General features: G+C 38.5%; 19 protein-coding genes. 11 read left to right on the top strand and 8 right to left on the bottom strand.

Features of this window, described 5'->3' with window-relative positions:
• Window positions 1-241: 241 nt before the first annotated feature.
• Both C9J41_RS15610 and C9J41_RS15605 read left to right on the top strand, forming a co-directional pair.
• Window positions 242-868 carry a DNA-J related domain-containing protein gene (locus tag C9J41_RS15610; RefSeq protein WP_107290341.1) on the top strand — a complete coding sequence of 209 codons (627 nt, stop codon included), beginning with the start codon at window positions 242-244 and terminating at the stop codon, window positions 866-868.
• Window positions 869-982: 114 nt separating this feature from the next.
• Window positions 983-1,729 (top strand): YdiY family protein, encoded by a 747-nt coding sequence (locus tag C9J41_RS15605; RefSeq protein ID WP_107245305.1) that lies wholly within the window; start codon window positions 983-985, stop codon window positions 1,727-1,729.
• A gap of 102 nt (window positions 1,730-1,831) precedes the next feature.
• Here the strand turns inward: C9J41_RS15605 and lpxL are convergent, their stop codons facing one another.
• Window positions 1,832-2,764, bottom strand: coding sequence for an LpxL/LpxP family Kdo(2)-lipid IV(A) lauroyl/palmitoleoyl acyltransferase (gene lpxL, locus C9J41_RS15600; protein ID WP_107294767.1), 933 nt, complete (start codon window positions 2,762-2,764; stop codon window positions 1,832-1,834).
• 227 nt (window positions 2,765-2,991) lie between these two features.
• On the bottom strand, window positions 2,992-3,918 hold the full coding sequence (locus tag C9J41_RS15595; RefSeq protein WP_107205889.1) for an LpxL/LpxP family Kdo(2)-lipid IV(A) lauroyl/palmitoleoyl acyltransferase: 927 nt from the start codon (window positions 3,916-3,918) through the stop codon (window positions 2,992-2,994).
• A gap of 364 nt (window positions 3,919-4,282) precedes the next feature.
• Between C9J41_RS15595 and C9J41_RS15590 the strand changes: the two genes are divergently transcribed.
• Both C9J41_RS15590 and C9J41_RS15585 read left to right on the top strand, forming a co-directional pair.
• The gene (locus tag C9J41_RS15590; protein ID WP_107205888.1) at window positions 4,283-4,576 is read left to right on the top strand and encodes a helix-turn-helix domain-containing protein; all 294 of its coding nucleotides are present in this window, start codon (window positions 4,283-4,285) and stop codon (window positions 4,574-4,576) included.
• 79 nt (window positions 4,577-4,655) lie between these two features.
• Complete coding sequence (locus C9J41_RS15585; protein WP_107205887.1) at window positions 4,656-5,741, top strand: site-2 protease family protein; 1,086 nt, start codon at window positions 4,656-4,658, stop codon at window positions 5,739-5,741.
• A 79-nt stretch (window positions 5,742-5,820) separates the two neighbouring features.
• On the opposite strand, the gene C9J41_RS15580 is transcribed toward C9J41_RS15585, so the two are convergent.
• Window positions 5,821-6,177: a YajD family HNH nuclease gene (locus C9J41_RS15580; protein ID WP_005367488.1), complete on the bottom strand. Its 357-nt coding sequence runs from the start codon at window positions 6,175-6,177 to the stop codon at window positions 5,821-5,823.
• Window positions 6,178-6,632: 455 nt separating this feature from the next.
• On the opposite strand from C9J41_RS15580, the gene C9J41_RS15575 reads away from it, so the two are divergent.
• The 4 genes from C9J41_RS15575 to C9J41_RS15560 all read left to right on the top strand — a co-directional run bounded on the left by C9J41_RS15575 (window position 6,633) and on the right by C9J41_RS15560 (window position 12,671).
• Window positions 6,633-7,301, top strand: coding sequence for a DUF2760 domain-containing protein (locus C9J41_RS15575; protein WP_199194443.1), 669 nt, complete (start codon window positions 6,633-6,635; stop codon window positions 7,299-7,301).
• The gene (locus C9J41_RS15570; RefSeq protein ID WP_107294765.1) at window positions 7,301-9,136 is read left to right on the top strand and encodes an Hsp70 family protein; all 1,836 of its coding nucleotides are present in this window, start codon (window positions 7,301-7,303) and stop codon (window positions 9,134-9,136) included. The genes C9J41_RS15575 and C9J41_RS15570 overlap by 1 nt, the downstream gene beginning before the upstream one ends.
• 151 nt (window positions 9,137-9,287) lie before the next feature.
• Entirely contained in the window at window positions 9,288-12,140 is a 2,853-nt protein-coding gene (locus tag C9J41_RS15565) for an Hsp70 family protein (RefSeq protein WP_107294764.1), read from the top strand.
• Window positions 12,141-12,467: 327 nt separating this feature from the next.
• Window positions 12,468-12,671, top strand: coding sequence for a hypothetical protein (locus tag C9J41_RS15560; protein ID WP_005367479.1), 204 nt, complete (start codon window positions 12,468-12,470; stop codon window positions 12,669-12,671).
• 126 nt (window positions 12,672-12,797) lie between these two features.
• On the opposite strand, the gene C9J41_RS15555 is transcribed toward C9J41_RS15560, so the two are convergent.
• The 3 genes from C9J41_RS15555 to C9J41_RS15545 form a co-directional block, all read right to left on the bottom strand.
• Complete coding sequence (locus C9J41_RS15555) at window positions 12,798-13,631, bottom strand: ABC transporter (protein WP_107294763.1); 834 nt, start codon at window positions 13,629-13,631, stop codon at window positions 12,798-12,800.
• Window positions 13,628-14,500, bottom strand: a complete 873-nt coding sequence (locus tag C9J41_RS15550) for an ABC transporter ATP-binding protein (RefSeq protein WP_107205882.1) — start codon at window positions 14,498-14,500, stop codon at window positions 13,628-13,630. The genes C9J41_RS15555 and C9J41_RS15550 overlap by 4 nt, the downstream gene beginning before the upstream one ends.
• Window positions 14,501-15,066: 566 nt before the next feature.
• Window positions 15,067-15,372: a hypothetical protein gene (locus C9J41_RS15545; RefSeq protein ID WP_107205881.1), complete on the bottom strand. Its 306-nt coding sequence runs from the start codon at window positions 15,370-15,372 to the stop codon at window positions 15,067-15,069.
• Window positions 15,373-15,927: 555 nt separating this feature from the next.
• Between C9J41_RS15545 and C9J41_RS15540 the strand changes: the two genes are divergently transcribed.
• Window positions 15,928-16,941 carry a ribonuclease T2 gene (locus C9J41_RS15540; RefSeq protein ID WP_107294762.1) on the top strand — a complete coding sequence of 338 codons (1,014 nt, stop codon included), beginning with the start codon at window positions 15,928-15,930 and terminating at the stop codon, window positions 16,939-16,941.
• Window positions 16,942-17,505: 564 nt separating this feature from the next.
• Complete coding sequence (locus C9J41_RS15535; RefSeq protein WP_107205879.1) at window positions 17,506-19,008, top strand: sodium:alanine symporter family protein; 1,503 nt, start codon at window positions 17,506-17,508, stop codon at window positions 19,006-19,008.
• A gap of 68 nt (window positions 19,009-19,076) precedes the next feature.
• Here C9J41_RS15535 and C9J41_RS15530 read toward each other — a convergent pair whose 3' ends face one another.
• The gene (locus C9J41_RS15530; protein WP_107294761.1) at window positions 19,077-19,658 is read right to left on the bottom strand and encodes a glutathione peroxidase; all 582 of its coding nucleotides are present in this window, start codon (window positions 19,656-19,658) and stop codon (window positions 19,077-19,079) included.
• Window positions 19,659-19,766: 108 nt separating this feature from the next.
• Entirely contained in the window at window positions 19,767-20,048 is a 282-nt protein-coding gene (locus C9J41_RS15525; protein WP_005367462.1) for a hypothetical protein, read from the bottom strand.
• 290 nt (window positions 20,049-20,338) lie between these two features.
• Between C9J41_RS15525 and C9J41_RS15520 the strand changes: the two genes are divergently transcribed.
• The gene (locus C9J41_RS15520; protein ID WP_107205877.1) at window positions 20,339-20,704 is read left to right on the top strand and encodes a hypothetical protein; all 366 of its coding nucleotides are present in this window, start codon (window positions 20,339-20,341) and stop codon (window positions 20,702-20,704) included.
• Window positions 20,705-20,896 lie beyond the last annotated feature (192 nt).

Here is a 20,896-nt window from a genome sequence, read left to right as displayed (position 1 = left end):
ATTTTCCATCGTTTCATGCGCTTGGTTTAACTCATCAACTAACATATAAAAATCCCTACCAACAAACGTTGGTAGGGATTATTACGCAATCTTAGGATCGTTCAAGTACCTTAAACGATCGGCATTAAGCTTAGTGCTAGCCTTTTTTATTTTTAACTCTTACCACTCTCAATATTGTTAAAAATTTGCTACATTAATCATAACGTATGCCATTTTTTATGACTTAAATATTGGGAAGCCAATGACTAATCAGCCAATTGATTTTCAACTCGAACACGAGAACCCGCTTATTTGGCCGATCCTGTCCTTACTGCAACACCAACCAAAAAACTGGATGATCCACACCCTTAGCCAAGCATTACGTGAAAAAGAAATGTTAGATACGCTTGATAGTGACAGCAATAAGGATCTCTTCAAACGTAATTTCTTATTAATGAATGCACTCTACCAACTGCAGATTTTATTGTTTCCAAAACAGTGGCTACAAGTTCAAGCAATGGATATTCAACTGCTTAATATTGTTTATCAGACCCATCATATAGAACAAGAAGATCCGCTACGGGAGTATTATTTAGACTGGAAGAACTATCATGCTAATGGCGATGCGATAGAGCAACTACTGAGCTCTTTTTGGCGACGATACCAGCAACATATTAATAACCAGCCAATTAATATTACCACGACATCCATTGATGATGATTTTGATTTATTTTCTTTATCCAATACAGCATCACTAGCGGAAGTCAGAAAACAGTGGCGTCGTTTAGCATTACAATGGCACCCTGATCGTGAAAATGGTGATAGTGAGAAATTCAAACTACTTTATAACGCTAACCAACGATTAGTTAATTACTTAAAGAATAGATAGCGACACTGATAATCATACGACTGATATTTCACACATAGCTATCACACAGTTCTGACAGCACATTAACCTTCATCACCTACATTGTCCGCGACATTTATTTTTGGCTGCGAGACAATGAAACGATACTCTATATTGCTACTTTCCCCCCTTTTGTGTCAGATGGCTTTCGCAACAACGTCATCCAATACAGCACAAAGTACCCCAGCCTTTGATGGTTCAGCAAAGCTGGGCTTTATCTATTCAAAAACGACCAACACTTCTATGTCGTTAAATTCCGGTACTGATTTTAATTACGATAAAAATAATTGGTCGAATAAATTATCATTAAGCTCTTTTTATACCGATAGCACTAAAGAAGAAGATGGTGTTAATAAATACCAAATAGCACTAAAAAATGAATATGCTATCGGGCCTCATTCTTTTACTTATTTAAGTAATACCTATAACCACGATCAATTTGGCACATACCACAGTGAATATATTGTCTCGACCGGTTTAGGCTACAAATTTTATAACACCAAAACAACAAAACTAACGGTTGGTGGTGGTCCGGGTTATCGTCATAGTCGTCGCCAAAAAAATGATCCCGATTATCCAAATCAAACTGAAAAAAACATGATTGCCAATGTATTCTTGCGTGCAAAAAAACAGTTCACTCCGACTTTTTCTGCTGGGCTTGAAAGTAATATTGACTATGGTCGTTCAAATACAACCTATGATGTAAAAGCCTTTGTAAAGAACCGATTAATTGATCATATTGCACTCATGTTAGATACCCAATATATCTACAATACAGAAGTAGCAAGTGATAAAAGTAACGATGAGATATACAGTACGGTCAGTATTACTTACGACTTTTAATATTTTCCCTGATAGAAAATATTAGGTTAGATATAAAAAAGCCGAAGATAATAACCTTCGGCATTTCTATTCTCTCTTTATATATTCGCTATCTTTGTCTAACTACTTATATAAACATGGTTCACCCTCTGGGCGGGTTTTAAAGCGGTGATGTAACCACATATATTGCGAAGGTGCCGCCAAAATAGAGTTCTCTACCGCTTTATTAATATAAGCCGCAGCGGCATCTGGGTCGTTGTGTGGAAACGCTTCCAAAGGTGGAAATATTTTCAACGTATATTGACCGCTATCAGTATCACGGATCATCGCAAAAGGTAATGGCACCGCATCAGTATTATCAATCAATAAACTGGTACCTGTCGTTGTACACGCTTGCTCTACCGCAAATAAAGGTGCGAATGTGGAATTTCGACCACGACCATAATCATGATCCGGTGCATACCACAGCATTTCACCCTGTCTTAAATCCTGAAACATGCCTTTTAAATCTTTACGATCACGCATATGTTTATTTGAACGGACACGCCCTTTAAATTGAAAGAAATCAAAACATGGATTGTTATTAGGACGATATACGCCGACACCTGGCGTATGTAAACCAAAAGCACGCGCACCTAATTCAAGGTTCAGTGAATGAACAGCAATTAACAAGATCCCTTTTCCTTGTTCTTGCAGCTTATAAACATGCTCTAAACCTTCAACCTTAACGTGGCGCTCAACCCGTAAGTCAGGCCAAAACCATGCCATACTGGTTTCAAATAACGCTAGGCCAGTATTATCGATATTTTGTTTAATAAGCTTATTACGCTCATTAATATCCATATCTGGAAAGCACAACTCTAAATTACGCTCAATCGTTTTACGTCGGTCACGCATAAAATGCATTACTAAACGTCCAACATTTTGACCTAAGCGAAATTGTATAAAATAAGGCAACCAACTAATTAAATACATCACTGCCATAGATATCAGAACAGGCCAATATCTAGGATGTAAAAAAGATGAAGTAAACGTTGGAGCTGTGAACTTTCTCATAGCGACGATAATCCCGTTACAATGTATGTCTGCTTAGTGAAGTATAAATCTCTAATTATATTGATAGTATTTCTAAGCAGTTAGTAACAGTATTTTATGTTGAGTTATGGAATAGTTGCAAGCTCAAGTGTGATCATCATCGCAAATAGACAGCTTGCGTTAAGATTTTGAAAAATAAAAAGCCTGCAATATTTGCAGGCTTCAAAGTATTAATCAGATAGCTTAGGTTATTTATACAAGCATTCTTGCCCTTCTGGGCGAGTTTTAAAGCGACGATGTAGCCACATATATTGGCTAGGCGCAGCCATAATTGATTCTTCAACAATTTTATTGATGAAGGCTGCAGCTGCATCAGGATCTTTTTTCGGAAACCCTTCAACCGCTTTACGTAAGGTTAGTGTGTAATGGCCTTTATCATCTCGTACCATTGTAAAAGGTACGATAACGCAATCAGTATTATCAACTAACAAACTTGTACCTGTTGTTGTACACGCTTGCTCTACTGCAAATAATGGCGCAAATGTTGAACGACGACGCCCATAATCATGATCGGGTGCATACCATACTCGCTCACCCGTTTTTAATGCCTGCAACATTGATTTTACGTCTTTACGATCAATCAAAGTACGGTTTGAGCGTGAACGACCTAAATACTGAAAGTAATCAAAACAAGGGTTACTATTAGGACGATAAACCCCCATACCTGACATTTTAATGCCAAACGCACGCGCACCTAATTCAAGATTCATTGAATGCACAGCAACCATTAATGCGCCTTTGCCTTCTTTGGCAAGTTGTTCCATTTGTTCAAGACCCACAATTGTCACATGGCGATTCACGCGTTCATCAGACCAAAACCATGCCATGCCAGTTTCAAACAGGCCCATACCTGTATTATCGATATTTTCGGCAATTAAACGTTGTTTGTCTTCTTCCAGCATCGTAGGAAAACATAGCTCTAAATTACGCTCAATTGTACGGCGACGTTTTTTCATCAATTTAATCGCTAGGCGACCGATGTTTTTACCCATCGTTAATTGCCATGAGTACGGAAGACAACTCAGCAGATACATTACGCCAACGAGAATAAGCGTCCCCCAATAACGGGGATGAAGAAGAGATAGGGTAAATTTTGGAGTGTTATTTTTTGTCATATTTATAGCCTTCTGCCTCCTATCGTGCAAAAAGACAATAGAACGCATAATCATGTAGACGGACATAATAAGCGGTTAACAACTAATGAGGTAGTAAAATATTGTAAATAAATTATTTCCCCTAATTCATTTGATATACATCTCAATATTTACTCATAACATCGTACTAAAAGAATCATTATTGTAAGTTGGTTTTATTTAAAAATTCGTTAACCAATTAAAAAATAAATGTTTATTATTTAAAATTAGCTCATAATTAAAGGTATTAGTTCATTTTGTAATAAGTTTAAATTTTTACAAAAATAGAACATAAGTTTATTGACTTATCCCCCAGGATAATTCTTCAACTCAACGGAATCTGTATATGGAATTAAGCAAAACAAAATCGAGTTTTTATCGTCGTCTTTATATCGCTTATTTAATCGAAAATGGCATTAATAATGTCCCTAAAATTATTGCCTTTTCAGGTATGCCTCGCCGTACTGCACAAGATACTATCAAGAGCTTGATTGAACTTGATATTATTTGTCAATTTACCCAAACCAAGGGTGAGCGACATCAAACAGGCCATTACAGCATTGAACAATGGGGAGCGATTAATAAAGACTGGCTTAACCAGAATATTGAACAGATAAAAGTCGCACTAGATTATCCATAACTCGTTACACATTTACGCTATAACATTGTGCTTTTTTCCGTATAATTTTCTCACTCACCTTAGATAGACAGGTAACGCATTGGAACTGCTTCAACTAGATGACTTTTTAGGTAAACCGCTTCGTTTAGAAGGTTCACTTGCAGGCTGGCAACAGTTGTTCTGGGACAACACGCTAGTTTCACAAAAAGATGCTTCAGCATCAGATAATAACAATTTTCATCACCAATTTGCGCTTCAAAATGGCGATGAAACCATTGAATGCCAGCTATCAGGTAATCTTTCATGGCAACCTTTTTTGATCAGTTACCAAGCGCAAGTGAATAACCAAGTTATCGCGCAGGGTGAGCGTAACGAAAAAGACATAGAGCGCCAAACGCCTCATACACCAATTGTTGCTGAAAGAAGATTCAGCATAATTGGTCTAGTCTCGCTCGGTATGAAGGCATTAAAAAGTGCCAAGCTGATCAAAGTGGTATTAGCGTCAGCCAGCCTTGCTGCCTATTCTTGGCTTTTCTCATTTCAGTTTGCTTTAGCACTTATCGCTTGTTTAGTTTTTCATGAATACGGTCACGTCCGTGCCATGAAATATTTTGGTATGAAAACCAAAGGTATTTATCTTGTGCCTTTTCTTGGTGGGCTTGCGCTAAGTGATGAGAAAATAAATACTCGCTGGCAAGATGTGGTTATCTCTATTATGGGACCGCTCTTTGGTTTGATCATGTCTTTGATCTGTATGGTTGCCTATTGGATCACAGGCGAGATGTTCTTTGCAGGTCTCGCGGTATTTAATGCTTTACTGAATTTATTCAATCTACTGCCTATTTTACCGTTAGATGGTGGACATGTACTGAAAAGTATCAGCTTTTCTATGAACAGTAAGCTTGGCATTATTCTATGTGCCGGCGCGGCTATTGGTGGTGTCATTCTCAGCTATAAACTAGGATTAACCCTCTTTGGTTTTTTACTTATCATGGGCTGTATTGAAATCGTTTTTGAATGGAAACAGCGCCATCATAGTCATTTGCTTCCACTTGATCGCTATGGACAGATTTTCTCTTTCGTTTGGTATGTCGGCCTTGTTTCGTCGCTAATGGCAATTATTTGGTACTTTGCAAGTATGGGCGATACCTTACTGAGCCTGCCATTACAGATTCTAGGCACCTAATAGATATTTCAAAACGACAGAAACAAAAAAGGGACGAATTATCGTCCCTTTTATCTTTCTAGCTGGCATAAGCACGTTATTACTTTTTGCCTTTTTCCATCATTGCTTTTAAATCTGCAAATGGGTTGAACGTAGCAGCTTCATGCTCATTTTCACCAGCACGGATAACACTACTTTGACCGTTATCCGCATCAGTGTATTTCTCATGCTCATGGTCGTGACAGAATAAACAAAGTAGTTCCCAGTTACTGCCATCTTCTGGATTATTAGTATGATCATGATCTACGTGGTGAACGGTTAATTCACGGAGATTTGAATATACAAATTCACGAGAACAACGACCACATACCCACGGGTAAATTTTTAATGCTTTTTCACGGTAACCCGCTTCTTTACGTGCATAAGCGGCACTGGTGCCGTAGAAATCAGATGACATATCTTGACCTATCTTCTAACACAACAGCCCATACACTTAAGAACTATTATGCTTTAGTACTAATTTTGCTGTATTGAACCACCACCAAAGTGGTTATATCAAGCAATTCTTTTAAGATTAATGACCTTGTTATCGAATTTTAAGCCATATCTTTTTAATACAATCAGTTAGCTTGAAAACGTCACCCTCCATCCCCATTTTAGCTACATGTCAGATCATCGATGTGTCAAATACGCTAAATACACTAGTATTTAACGTAATATATTGATTGCAAATTAGGCTAAGAGACCGTTTGTTCAGGCTTTTAAGCAAAAAAACACGCTCTTATAGGCATCTTTTGCATACGTCTATGTTAATATTCGACTAATTATTTGAAGCTGATTCACACTTAATATTTAACCGAATCGCCCTTTAACCGCTAAGAGTAAACAAATATGGCTTTTGATTTTTCTAAGATGCACGTTGATTTGTCGGCTGTGCCAACTACTATCGACATGGGTCACGCATGGTTAGGCGCTCTAGTTCTAATTCTATTGGTTATGTACCTAACGAAAAAAGGTAAGCCAGTCGAAGTTGAAAAGATTATCGAAAAAGAAATCGAAGTAGAGAAAATCGTCGAAGTTGAAAAACCGGTTGAGAAAATCGTTGAGAAGATTATCGAAAAACCCGTCGAAAAAATTGTCGAAGTTGAAAAAGTTGTTGAAAAAATCGTTGAGGTTGAAGTTGAACCTAAGCTAAAAACATCGACGCCTGATGCTGCATTGCAACTTCTTTCTCTGCTTCAACAAGAAGCGCGCTTTATCGACTTCATGCAAGAAGATCTTAAAGGCTATGCTGACGCAGATATCGGTGCCGCAGCACGTGTTATTCATGAAGGCGGTCATAAAGTATTAAATGAATACTTCAGTTTTGCGCCAGTTCGCACTGAAGAAGAAGAGACACGTATTACCCTACCACAAGGCTTCAGCGCATCTGAAGTTCGCCTAACAGGTAATGTGGTTGGTGAAGCACCATTTAACGGAACTTTGATCCACCGTGGCTGGAAAGTAACAGAAGTTAAATTGCCTAAATTGGCAGAAGGCCACGATGCACATATCATCGCAGCCGCTGAGGTAGAATTATAATGCAAGACACACAACAACACCGTTACAGCGTTGGTATCGATTTAGGTACAACACACTGCGTACTTTCTTATGTTGATCTTCAAGATGAGAATGCTGATGTAACGGTTATGCCTATCCCACAATTAACCAATCCGGGTAATGTGGAAGAAAAGAACCAGCTCCCATCGTTCATGTATCAAGCACATGAATCTGAACTGGCTGAAGGTGATACTGCACTTCCTTGGAATGCAAAACCGAATGCGATTGTGGGTGCAATGGCACGTTCATTAGGCAGTAAGACTCCTATCCGTCTTATCTCTAGTGCGAAAAGCTGGCTATGTCACGGTGGCGTAAACCGTCGTGATGCATTCTTACCATTAAATAGCCCAGAAGAAGTGGTCAAAGTATCACCTCTTGAAGCCACACAACAATATCTTGAGCACATGGCTGATGCATGGAACTTCCAGCATCCTGAAACGCTTATTTTTGATCAAGACGTAACGATTACTGTCCCAGCGTCGTTTGATCCCGCAGCACGTGATTTAACCGCAGAAGCAGCACGTAATGTTGGCTTTAAGCACCTTACGTTGCTTGAAGAGCCGCAAGCGGCAGTATATAGCTGGATTAAAAACAACGATGAAAGCTGGCGTGATCAAGTGTCTGTTGGCGATATTATCCTTGTGGTTGATATCGGTGGTGGTACAACAGATTTATCGTTAGTCGCTGTCACTGAAGAAGACGGCAACCTTACTCTGAATCGTGTAGCTGTTGGCGATCACATCCTACTGGGTGGCGACAATATGGACTTAGCTCTGGCTTATCGTTTAAAAATGAAGCTAGCGCAAGAAGGCAAACAGCTACAACCTTGGCAAGTATTAGCGATTACGCATGCATGTCGTGATGCTAAAGAAGCATTACTTAATGATGCTGAATTACAAGCAATGCCAATTGTTGTTCCTAGTCGAGGTTCTAAATTACTTGGCGGCACACTTCAAACTGAACTGACTCAAGAAGAAGTGCAACAGACACTTGTTGAAGGTTTCTTCCCACAAACATCTGTTGAAGAGCACCCAGTTCAAGCTCCACGTGGCGCATTAACCCAAATGGGCTTACCTTACGCACAAGATGCGGCGGTTTCTCGCCATGTGGCAAGTTTCCTTAGCCGTCAAAGCCAAGCAGTTGATGAGCTTTTTGAACAATTTGAACAAATGCACGACGGCTTCATCCGCCCAACTGCAATTTTGTTCAACGGTGGTGTTTTAAAATCAAATCTATTATCTGATCGCCTACTGGGTATCATTAATAGTTGGTTAACTACAGGTGGTTCAGAGCCAGCAAAATTACTTCAAGGTTTAGATCTTGATTTAGCGGTTGCAAGCGGCGCATCCTACTACGGCTCTGTTCGTCAAGGTAAAGGCGTTCGTATCCGTGGCGGTATCGCAAGTAGCTACTATGTCGGCATCGAAAGTGCTATGCCTGCAATCCCAGGTATGGAACCACCACTTGAAGCACTATGTGTTGCACCATTTGGTATGGAAGAAGGCTCTCAAGCTAACGTACCAAGCCAAGAGTTTGGCTTAATCATTGGCCAACCCGTACAGTTCAAGTTCTTCGGTTCTACAGTACGCCGTGATGATGTTGCTGGTACTCATCTTGATTGGTGGCAACCGGAAGAGATGGAAGAATTACCATCGATTCAAATGACACTGCCAGTATCTGATGGCCGTACCGTAGGTGAAGTGGTTCCTGTTAAGTTAGCATCACGCGTAACAGAATTAGGGACACTTTGTCTTGAAGCGATTTCGACTGATAACGGTCAGAAATGGCAGGTAGAATTCGACGTTCGCGAAAGCTAATATCGAACTAACGGCGCATCTTTTGATGCGCCGTTTATCTATATACATACTCGTGGGTTTATAGTTATAACAATACACAATCATCTACCTTCTGTAGGGCTTTCATTTATTCCCACTTGTCAATTTTCCTATTTTACTTTGTGGAGTCGTCATGCCTTCATCTTCCCCTCGCTATTTAGTCGGTATCGATCTAGGGACAACGCACACCGTTGTAGCTTACGCTGAAATTACAGATGATCTTGAAAATAGCCCAATGCATATTTTCAATATCGATCAACTTATTGCACCGGGCGAAGTCGCTCGTAAACCTCTACTGCCCTCTTTCCGTTATCACCCCGCTCAAGGTGAAATGGATGCAACTCAACTTGTCTTACCATGGAACCCTGAACCGGTTAACGGCGAAATTGATACCGTGATCATTGGTGAGTTAGCCCGAGAACTGGGCGCAAAAGTTGAAGGTCGCCAAGTGGTGAGTGCGAAAAGTTGGCTATCTCATCCCAACGTTGATCGTAACAAAGCTATTTTACCTTGGTCATCAACGGCATCTAAATCAGATGTTAAGAAAGTTTCTCCTGTCATTGCGAGTGCCAGTTACTTAAACCATGTTCGTCAATCATGGGATTATCACCATAAGAATGCCAAGCTTGCCGATCAAGAAGTAGTGATAACTGTGCCTGCATCATTTGATGAAGCTGCACGTGCGTTAACACTGCAAGCAGCAGAGTTAGCAGGATTAAAAAAAGTCTTATTGCTAGAAGAGCCGCAAGCAGTATGTTACGACTGGTACGCGCAAAATAAAGATAACGCAGATGAATTACTCAAAGACATACCACTATTAATGGTATGTGACGTAGGTGGTGGTACAACCGATTTAAGCTTAATAAAAGTCGGTAGCAAAGATAATAAGCTCACCCTTGATCGTATAGGGGTTGGCGATCACTTAATGCTTGGTGGGGATAACCTTGATTTATCCCTTGCGCATGTTGCCGAGCAACGTCTGAACGGTGAATCAAACAAACTCAGTCAATCTGCGCTGTCAAAGCTTATACAGCAAACACGTAAAGTGAAAGAAAGCTTATTATCAGGTAATGCTCCAGATACAGCAAAAGTAACCATGTTAGGTAGCGGCTCACGATTGATTGGTGGTGCCAAAAGTATTGAGTTAAATCGTGACGAAGTGCATCGCATTGCGCTTGACGGTTTCTTCCCTATGACAGCATACAGCGAACAACCAAGCCAACGTCAAGCGGCTATGGTCGAATTTGGCCTACCCTATGCGGCAGATCCTGCTATTAGTAAACATATTGCACAATTTATCGATCTTCATGATCATGTGTGCCGTGATGCGTTCAAAGAAAATGGTATTGAAATCGATGACGATCAGCCAGCGATTCCTGTTGCCGTACTGCTAAATGGTGGTGTCTTTAACAGCCCATTACTGACTGAGCGCACACTTAACGTCATTTCATCATGGCGCGACGATAGCTGTATTACAGAGCTTAAAAACCTACATCCCGATCTTGCGGTTGCCTTTGGTGCGGTTGCTTATGCCAAAGCCCGTCATGGCGCACAACTCAAAATTGGCGGTGGCTCTGCCCGTTCTTTCTTCCTTGTTATTGGTCAAAATAAAGACGTAAAACAAGGTATCTGTTTATTACCAAAAGGTATTGAAGAAAGTACTGAAGTTAACTTAACTCATCGTAAATTTGCTTTAACCTTGGGTGAGCCCGTGCGTTTTAACCTTGTGTCTACTACCGATGAAAAATACTCAGAAGCCGGTGAACTGGTTGAAATTATTGGTGATGGTTTTGTTACTCTACCGCCATTTATTGCGACTCTTGATAGTGAACGAGATCGTAGCGAATTAGCGGCAAACCAGAAAGATCGTGAAGAGGTAACCTTAGCATGTCAGCTAACTGAAGTCGGCACCCTTCAGATCGAAGCGGTTAGCATAGCAGATCCCAAAAAACGCTGGAAAGTTGAATTTGCGATCCGAAAAGATCTCGCAAAATTACATCGTGGTGATGTCGACAGCACCCTTGCTGAAAGTGAGCTTCCTCCACGAATGAATGACGCCATTGATGCTATCAAAAAAGTCTATGGTGGCAGTAAGAATAGCGATAACAGTAAAGCGGCGAAAACGTTGCGTAACGATCTGGATAAGATGCTGGGAAAACGTGATAACTGGGAAACCCCCTGTTTACGTGAATTAGCTAACGCTCTGTTAGAAAGTAAAAAGCGTCGACGTCGTTCAGATCTTCATGAGCGTAACTGGTTAAAACTTATAGGCTTTACCATGCGTCCGGGTTTTGGCTACCCTGCTGATGATTTCCGTATGAATGAAATTTGGGCATTGTACCAACAAGGTATTCAATTTGAATCCAATACCCAAACTTGGTGTGACTGGTGGACCTTCTGGCGTCGTGTTGCCGGTGGTTTAACCCAAGAGCAACAATTAGTGATCTATAAAGACATTGCTAAATACATCACTCCTGGTGCTAGTCGTAATGCCAAACTGAATAAAGAGCTTCAAGAACGTAGTTATGAAGACATGGTACGTTTAGCCGCCTCACTTGAACATTTGCCTTTTGACAAAAAGCTTCAACTTATTGAGTGGTTATTTGGACGCTTACAGAAAACCCAATACGCACAAGCGCATTGGTGGGCGATTGGACGTATTGCTACACGTACGCCTTTCTATGGTTCAACTCATAATCTTCTCTCGGCAGAACATGTCTCTTTCTGTTTACCAGAGCTGATGGAGCTTGATTGGCGTAAAGAACCCTATATTGGCTTTGCGGCTGTTATGATGACGCGTAAAACGGGTGATCGTAACTTAGATATCAATGATGCTTTACGACAGCAAGTTATTGATAAACTTAAAGCAAGTCGTGCACCTGAAAGCTGGATTGAAATGGTATCAGAAATTAAAATATTAACTGAAGATGAAACCAAGCGCGTCTTTGGTGATGCTTTACCTAATGGTTTAAGATTAATTGGCTAATCTGCTAATTTATAAAAGTTAACCTTACTTTTAATTAAAAGGATGAGTTTTTACTCATCCTTTCATCATTTATGAAATATAACATCTGTATTTTATTACTTATCCGTTGATAAATATAAATAAACAAAGAGAATCTATTAAAATTATGAATCAATATCTACTTTTAATAACGAAAGCCTAATCTATTAATCTTCTGTTAAGGTTCATCTTGTTATTGTCTTATTAACAGCATTTGTTTGCTTGTTTTATTAACAAGTAAAGCTATTGGGGGACTCCCTTTAGCCCCTCAATAAAGACATTTAAATATATAGAAGAGTAGAAGTCGCTATGAATAATTCTCAATTCCACATCATCGCACAACGTATTTTTAAGTCAGAAAATCAACGTGTTGCAGTAGCAGCTGTTGTTTTTGATGGCCTATCAAGCTATGAGGCTGAAAAACGTTACGAACTTCCTAAAGGCACATTATCACGTAACGTGCGCAAATATAAAAATGAAGTAAAGTACATTGAATCTGTAACAGCAGCTTAATCTAAATTATAAAATAATAAGCTTTCCCATGCATATAACTGTATAGATAAAAAAACAAACGAAAGCTTAATACCGGTGCGTATAAAAAAAGGAGAGTTGATACTCTCCTTTTTTATTGTCTACTGTTTATTTTCCCGATCTAAATCTGACAGTGAGAATAAAGAAAATAACCGCAATAATGAATAATCCCATCAATGTTGGGCTACCTATTGCCATTAATGTCCCCCATGGGTGATCACTCATTAATATATTAATTGACAGATTGTTGACTTGACTTATCAAATCGCCAATGGCACTTGAATTAAAAACAATAGATCCCATTATTTTAATAAGTAAGATAATCACAAATATTGTAATTAAGGGATGCTCATTAAATTGAGAAATAAAGAATATAATACAAGCGACAGGCAATAACGCTAAACTCATGGCTGCCATTGTCGATATAAATTCGCCATAATGCTGCCCCAATGCCACAAGATTAACTGAATAGTCCGTTAATAAACTTTGTGGAAGAAACCATTGTCCGACACACCAAACAGTAAGATCAGCAAACAACAATAGGAAAGAAGTAATAATCGGTATAATCACTAAGGCAAAAATAAGTTTTACAGCTATCGCTTTAGCATCCGATACTGGCATTGAATGCCAAAACGCTAAACTGCCCTCTTTTCTCTCTTTCGACAGTGTTCTTGCTGTATAGGTGAAAAAGCTCACTAATGTCACCAACCCTGCCAGCATGAAATTAATTAGCCCGGCAATACCCGCAAAAGAATCGCTATGAGTAAAATTTGGCGACCAATTTTCTAACCCTGATGATTGCACATTAAATGAGAAGTTCTGGCTATTACTCATAATTAATATGATGCAAATAATCGAAAAAGCAGCAAGAAACAGTGGTAAGCGAGTGACAAGCTTATGCTCAAGCAATTCTTTAGTTAACAATGCTTTTATTGGGTTCATAAAGCCTCCTGTTGCTTGGCAATAAATATATCAGCAAGACTTGGCTTAGTAACTGTACCTAACATTGCTAATTCAGTTGGTGAAATATTTTCAAACAATAAACGGTGTTGGCCTAAACCTACTTTACAACTAATCGGTTTTAACTTTTTCGCTTGATCAATATGTTGATCATCAACCGAAAGGATATTAAAACGCTCAGATAAATCGCTAAGTTGTCCTTGTAAAACAGTTCGCCCTTTTTTCAACACCAACACATTTGTCAGCATATGAGCTATTTCATCAACTTCATGACTTGCAATAATCAACGCTCTTTCGCCCTCATGAAACCATTCCATTAAATAACGATAGAAGGTTTCACGGTACATTAAATCAAGGCCTAGCGTAGGCTCATCAAGAATTAAAACATTCACATCTGTCGCCATCACAAGTGCAAGATGCAACTGTACTTTCATCCCTTTAGATAGCGCAGCAATTTTACTTTTTAATGAAATATTGGTTTGAGCTAAGTATGCTGTCATCTTCTGTTGATCATAGCGAGGATGTACACCTTGTACATATTTCATCACTTGCTTAACAGTCATCCATTCAGGTAATACTGCAACATCCGATATATAGCCAAGACGCTCTACAATTTTTTCCCGTTGTTTTTGTGGCTCTAGACCAAAAATAGTTAATTCACCACTATGGTTATGCATCCCCAGCATTGCTTTAATTAATGTCGACTTTCCTGCGCCATTATGCCCAAGTAAGCCTAAGACTTGTCCCGATTTTAACTCAAAATTAACATCACTTAATACTTCATTATTTTGGTACGCTTTACTGATGTGTTGGGCTGAGATAAATGTTAGATCTACAAAACTTTTATTCACGTCCGCTTCCTTTGGAAATACCTAATAACGGTTATTTATTGGCTTGCTTATAGTAAGAGTAACGAGAAGTTCGGCAATGAATCAACTGTTAATAAAAGAATGGCTTTGCATCGTTTGATTTTTATAATGAAAATCGACAAAATTTGAAAGTCTTTGTATTTAGATGAAATATATGAAGATAAAAGTTAATCGTACTCAGCCTAGCAATAAAAGATCTCATTTATGCAAACGGATAAATAAGAAACGCCTTTATGAAGGTAAATAGCATTATAAATTTATTCTTCTCACGATTATTTAGCTAATGTCGAATTATCATTTCATTAAAAGAAACATCGTGGAAAATTGGACTATCAAGTAATATAGATAGGCTAATAGAAGGCATGAACAAGCGTACGCAGAGCATTGAATAATGCATACGCTCTGCATACGACAGCAATTCGGAGTAATAAAGCAATCTATTATGAATGCGATATATAATTTACATATAAAAGACGATACAAACCTTGTTGTATATTCTATATATAATTATCATTCTTTTTATAAATCAATAAACTGCTTGTTACTGTTTAATCTTCATATTCATCATCTAACAGCTCATAAGGAGAAACATCATCTTTTTCCATCATGGCTAATATTTCAATCATACGCGTTTGGCGTGATTCTTGTTTAAATTCATGCAGAACAGCAATAAGGTTGTTTATTTTTTGGAGTGGTATTCTTTTAATCACTGCTTTTTGACGACCTGGGACTTCATCGGCAAAATCAATCAAAATTTGGCGGTAGTCGACACGTGTTTCTTTAACAACGCCCGTCTCTTCTACACTCTTTAACATTGCACTCAGCGCTTTTTCTGCAGCTGCGAAACTATCCATTAATTACCTCGAGGACACAAATTCGCTACGGTAAAAGTACCGTATCATTTATTCGTAAAATTACTAATACCAAGCTTGATTTTGCATTAGTTTCTACATATTTAGTCTTAATGATATTAACCTCCCAACAAAGGATCGTGGGATGATAACTGTAAACACTAATGAGTTGTTCACCAAGTAGGTCTTATGCTTTAATTATAATTGAAATTTACAATTTCGTATAACAGGGAGTGTTACTTAGACAGATATTACTCTCTGTTTTGATGATTGTGAATACATAATTAAGTAAAAATTTAATTCATAACTTAGAACACACTGGCCACTAATAGAATTGTACAAAAAAAAAGGGCACAATAATGACTCGTCATTCATATTTATAACCAGAATCACATATTGATTATTGTCACTATCATGATGTTTCAATTGAGATTTGTCTAGATAGACTGGTCGATAGCTAAAATCTAACTTTTACAATGACAAAAAGTCACAACTATTAAGGTTTATAAAATAATAGACTATAGTTAGCGCCATATCATCTTTGTTATAGGTTTTACTGTGCGTAAACATCAACAAACACTAACAGCGCTTTGCTTAGGTACACTTTTCTCTTTCTCTAGTTTTGGCTCTTATGCCTCTATTGCCACATCTGGTGGTTTTACAGCAACACAAAATTGCGAAGCCTTCCAATCCTTTCGTAAGCAAACGAACCCTGACGACACTAAACTTGTCGTCGGTAAACAATATCAAATAAAGGCACTCAATGAACGCGATTATCGCTGGGTTCATATACTTGTGCCAGATGCTAAACCTGCTGTTCGCTGGGTAAGTAAAGATTGCGGTACTGTGGATTTAAGCCAAAGCATCAGCGCCCCCGTCAAAAATCATGACAACAAATATTCGAACTCTCGTAAAAGTTGCAGCACTGTGGGAGATTTTGATTCTTATGTCTTAGCACTTACTTGGCAGCCAGGTTTTTGTGAACACTTTCGCTATAAAGGTACAAAGCCTGAATGTAATGCAATTAACGATGGTAAGTTAAAAATCACCAACCTAACATTGCATGGCTTGTGGCCGAATAAAGCCAGTTGCGGAACCACCTATGGTTACTGTGATCGTTACGCTCGATTAGACCTTTCTCGTAATACCATAAACCAAATTGCACCGTGGATGCCTAACTTCTATTACCAAACAAAGTTTGGTGAATATGAGTGGAAGAAACATGGTACTTGTCAAACGCGTGATGCTAACGACTACTTCTTAACAGCAACAAAGCTGGTTGAAAAAGTAGACGCCTCTCCTATTGGCTTATTTATTAAAGACAATATAGGTCGTAACGTTTCTGTATCTAGTTTCAAGAAGAAACTCGTTGCCAGCTTTGGTAACAATGCCGTTGATCGTATCAGTCTATCTTGTACTCAGGGTAAATACCTCAATGAAGTACGCCTTAATTTAGGAAAAGATATCGATTTGAGTAAACCTATTGTTGATTTACTTAATGCTGGTCCAAAAGGCAGAGCGTTTTACGGAAACTGCCGTAAAATAATTTATATCGAAGATTCTGGTAAATAATATAAAAGGGATAAACATTGTTTATCCCTTACTCTTCACATGTATATTCTTATACAGTGTAAATGTCATTCAATATAATCATATATATGACTATTTATCTCCATTTACACTCCTCTCAATCTACTGTTAATTCTCTTATCTCGCGCGTTATAAAAAAATAAAATGCCACTTAAAAAGTTTAAATCGCTCGAATATTCTTAACCTGTGATAATGCACAGTGTTTATTTGAGTAAGTTCACTATCACCGCATACAAAAATATAACTAATTGATTAAAATAAATAAAACACTGTAACACACAGCGAAATGTAACGCGTTACATAGAATTGATTCTTTTTTTGTGATATAAACCCACTTGGATTTTTAGTGATTCGTGCTACCTTTCATCGCCTTTAGAGCAGCTAAGTCGGTGAGATGGTTGTGATATGTTCACTATAGAATATTCATTCATATTAATTATAAAAAATACCATCATACAAGCCGATAAATTAAGAACACTCACTAAATATGAATGTTCCTATTCACTTAATTATCTTGATGATTAAGTTTTATTTACAGGAAAAATTATGAATTCTACGAATGAAAATTTGCTTACAACTATTAACGATAGTCTGTTAGCAATCATTGGTTCAATCAATGGTGTACTGTGGGGACAGGTATTAGTGTATTTACTCGTAGGCGTGGGTATTTATTTCTCTCTACGTTTAGGTTTTATACAAATCCGTCAATTCGGACATGCGATTAAGGTGCTTAGAAGTGGCCGTGAACTTGAAAATGGAATCAGTTCATACCAAGTATTTTGTACATCAATGGCGGCGCGTGTTGGTACCGGTAATATGGCAGGTATTGCAGTAGCCTTAAGCATTGGTGGACCTGGTGCTATTTTCTGGATGTGGGTTATAGCTTTATTTGGTATGGCAACCGCGTTTATTGAATCCACTCTTGCGCAAGTATACAAAGTAAAAGACGTTGATGGTCAATATCGTGGCGGCCCTGCTTATTATATGGAAAAGGGCTTAGGCAAGCGTTGGATGGGAACGCTATTTTCTATCTGCTTAATTATCGCGTTTGGCTTTGTATTTAACGCAGTTCAAGCAAATACGATTACAGATGCGCTTCACCACTCTTTTGGTTTTAATGAAACAACTCAAGGCATCGTACTCGTCATCTTTTCTGCTTTCTTTATTATGGGCGGTCTTCGCCGTGTTGCTTCAGCATCAGCTAAAATTGTTCCTGTGATGGCAATTGGTTACCTCGCTATTGCTGTTATCGTCGTAATAATGAATATCACAGAAATCCCTGCTGTTCTTTCTCTTATTGTGAAGAGTGCATTTGGCTGGCAAGAAGCGGCTGCAGGCGGTGTCGCATTTACAATTTCACAAGCAATGCAAACCGGTATTGCACGTGGTTTGTTCTCAAATGAAGCGGGTATGGGCTCGGCTGCTAATATCGCAGCAAGTGCAACACCAAACCCTAACCACCCTGCCTCACAAGGCTTTGTACAAATGCTAGGTGTATTTGTTGATACTATTGTTATCTGTACTGCATCTGCTGCGATGATCATGCTTTCTGGTGTGATGGATATGCCAAATGCGGGTCAAGGTATTAGCTTATTACAAACCGCACTGTCTAACGAATTAGGTAACTGGACAACATACTTTATTGCCGCAGCAATCTTGTTATTTTGTTTTTCATCAATTATTGCAAACTACTCATACGCTGAAACAAATATCATGTTCCTAAATGGTAATACCAAAAAAGGTCTGATGCTTTTCCGCTTGTGTGTACTAGGCATGGTGATGTTTGGCTCAGTCGCTTCTCTACCTGTGGTATGGAACTTAGCTGATGCATCCATGGGCTTAATGGCATTTGTTAATATCGTAGCGCTAATTTTCTTATCAAAATTAGCTATCCGCGTTATTAAAGATTACGAGCATCAGATAAAACAAGGAAAAACGCCTGAGTTTGACCGTTCTAAATTCCCAGAGCTTGAAGATCTTGACGGTGCATGGCACCCAGATACCATTGCGAAAGCGCGCCGTAAACACGGCAACCATTTCACTAAATAATCTATAAGCGTTTTTAAAAGCCAGTATTGATATTCAATACTGGCTTTTTTCTTTTCTAATCTCCGATATTACATCTTCAATTGTTGCGTAATTGCAGCAACCATTTCATCACTTGTTGGTGATAGACTTGATGGAAATACGCCGACTACTTGCCCTTGTTTATTTAATAAATACTTTTGGAAATTCCACCCAACCGACTTACCAGACTGTGCGATTAAATGTTTATAGAATGGATTGGCCTTACTTCCCTTAACACTTGTTTTTGTCATCATAGGAAACGTTACGCCATAATTGCTATAGCAGATATTAGCCGTTTGCTGATCGCTGCCTCTATCTTGCTTAAAGTCATTAGATGGAAAACCAATAACCACCAATCCCCTGTCTTTATACCTTTTATATAATTCTTCCAGCTGTTTAAATTGAGGTGTAAAACCACATTGGCTAGCCGTATTCACCACTAATACCACTTTGCCAGTCAATTGCTGGCAAAAATCATAATACTCATCGCTATTGAGTTTCTTTAAAGGATGTTGATAGAGCGTTGGGCAACTTGAAGCATTCGCTGATGTTGTAACAAGAGAAGTAAAAAGGATCGAACTTATTAATAAAATAAGTCGTAAAGTAAAACGATTATTACTAACCACTTGCATGCTGTTTCCCTTCTATTTATCAATTAATTATTTAGCTAATTAGTCAACAATACGAAAAAGGGCTAAAGAAAGTTTATTTCTTTAGCCACTATTGAAGAGAATAAAACATTAGATATAACCGTTTTGAAATTTCCACGCCTCGCTCATCTTATCAATAACACAAGCAGGCAATGGTCGATGTGCTTTAGCTGGCTGCGTAGCAATATTTCGATAACCGCACCGTTTTAAGCGCAAATCAAACGCACGATCGATTTGCATTCCAGCACGAGCGAGATCCCAACGAAATACTCGGAGTGCTAAATATTCATGCTGCTCTAACTCACCTCCAAATGGGTATTTAAGCACTTTATTGTACGCCGTTTTTGCTAAATCGAAGTTCACTTGAATCATAAGTTCCTCCTTAGCTTTCAGCCATTAATATAAATTATCGGCTAACTTCAAGCTAAAACGTTACAGTGTCGCAAGCAAGCTTTTTCGCAATAGAAATGACAAGAAAGTGCAAATTTAGATAAATAATGTGATGTAAATCCGCAGATAATTGGTTGTTAATAGTAAATATGGCTAACAATCAAACAAAGCATAAAGAGATCTACCATCGATTTTGCTTTTCGGTAAGAAAGGCTTTTATCCGTAATTAAGCTGAATTATTATGCTTTATCGAACAACGCTAGGAACTCAATATGCAACAAATTAAAATCGCCGCTAATTCGCAGATTGCCGTTATTTTTAAGACTTGGTCATCTGAATGGGAATCGGAAGTGGAAGCAGATAAAAAAGATGCTGCGAACAAATTCCATACAGTTTATAACATTGCCGCTGAGTTGTTCGCAAAAGGCGGAGAAATTGAAATTTCTTTTATTTCTGCGCTATTTAATGATTGTAAGCAAAAGACTGAAATGGCAGAGCAAATGATCAGCAAGATCAAAGCTAGCCTAAAAGATGATCCAGAACGAGCTGAGAAATACATCGCTAAAGTTAATACCGCAGCGCAAGATGCTGCATTTTCGATGAACTACCTTGGCCAACTACTCTTAAAATCAGCTTAATGTCGCCACTTTCTAGAGCCCTTGACACAAGGGCTTTGTTGCATTTATTTGCTGCTATATTCAGCAATATTTAACTAATAAGCACTAAATAAGCCTTATACTGAGAATCCTCTTGTAAAGCCTCTTTCATGGGCATACATTACGCTATAATATACCTCTTACGAATTCCGTTAGTTTTATACTAACTCATCT

It is taken from the genome of Photobacterium sp. GB-50 (assembly GCF_003026755.1).
Taxonomy (GTDB): Bacteria; Pseudomonadota; Gammaproteobacteria; order Enterobacterales; family Vibrionaceae; genus Photobacterium.
The sequence above is the reverse complement of the archived record's forward strand: the minus strand, read 5'-3'. Positions and strand labels throughout refer to the sequence as shown.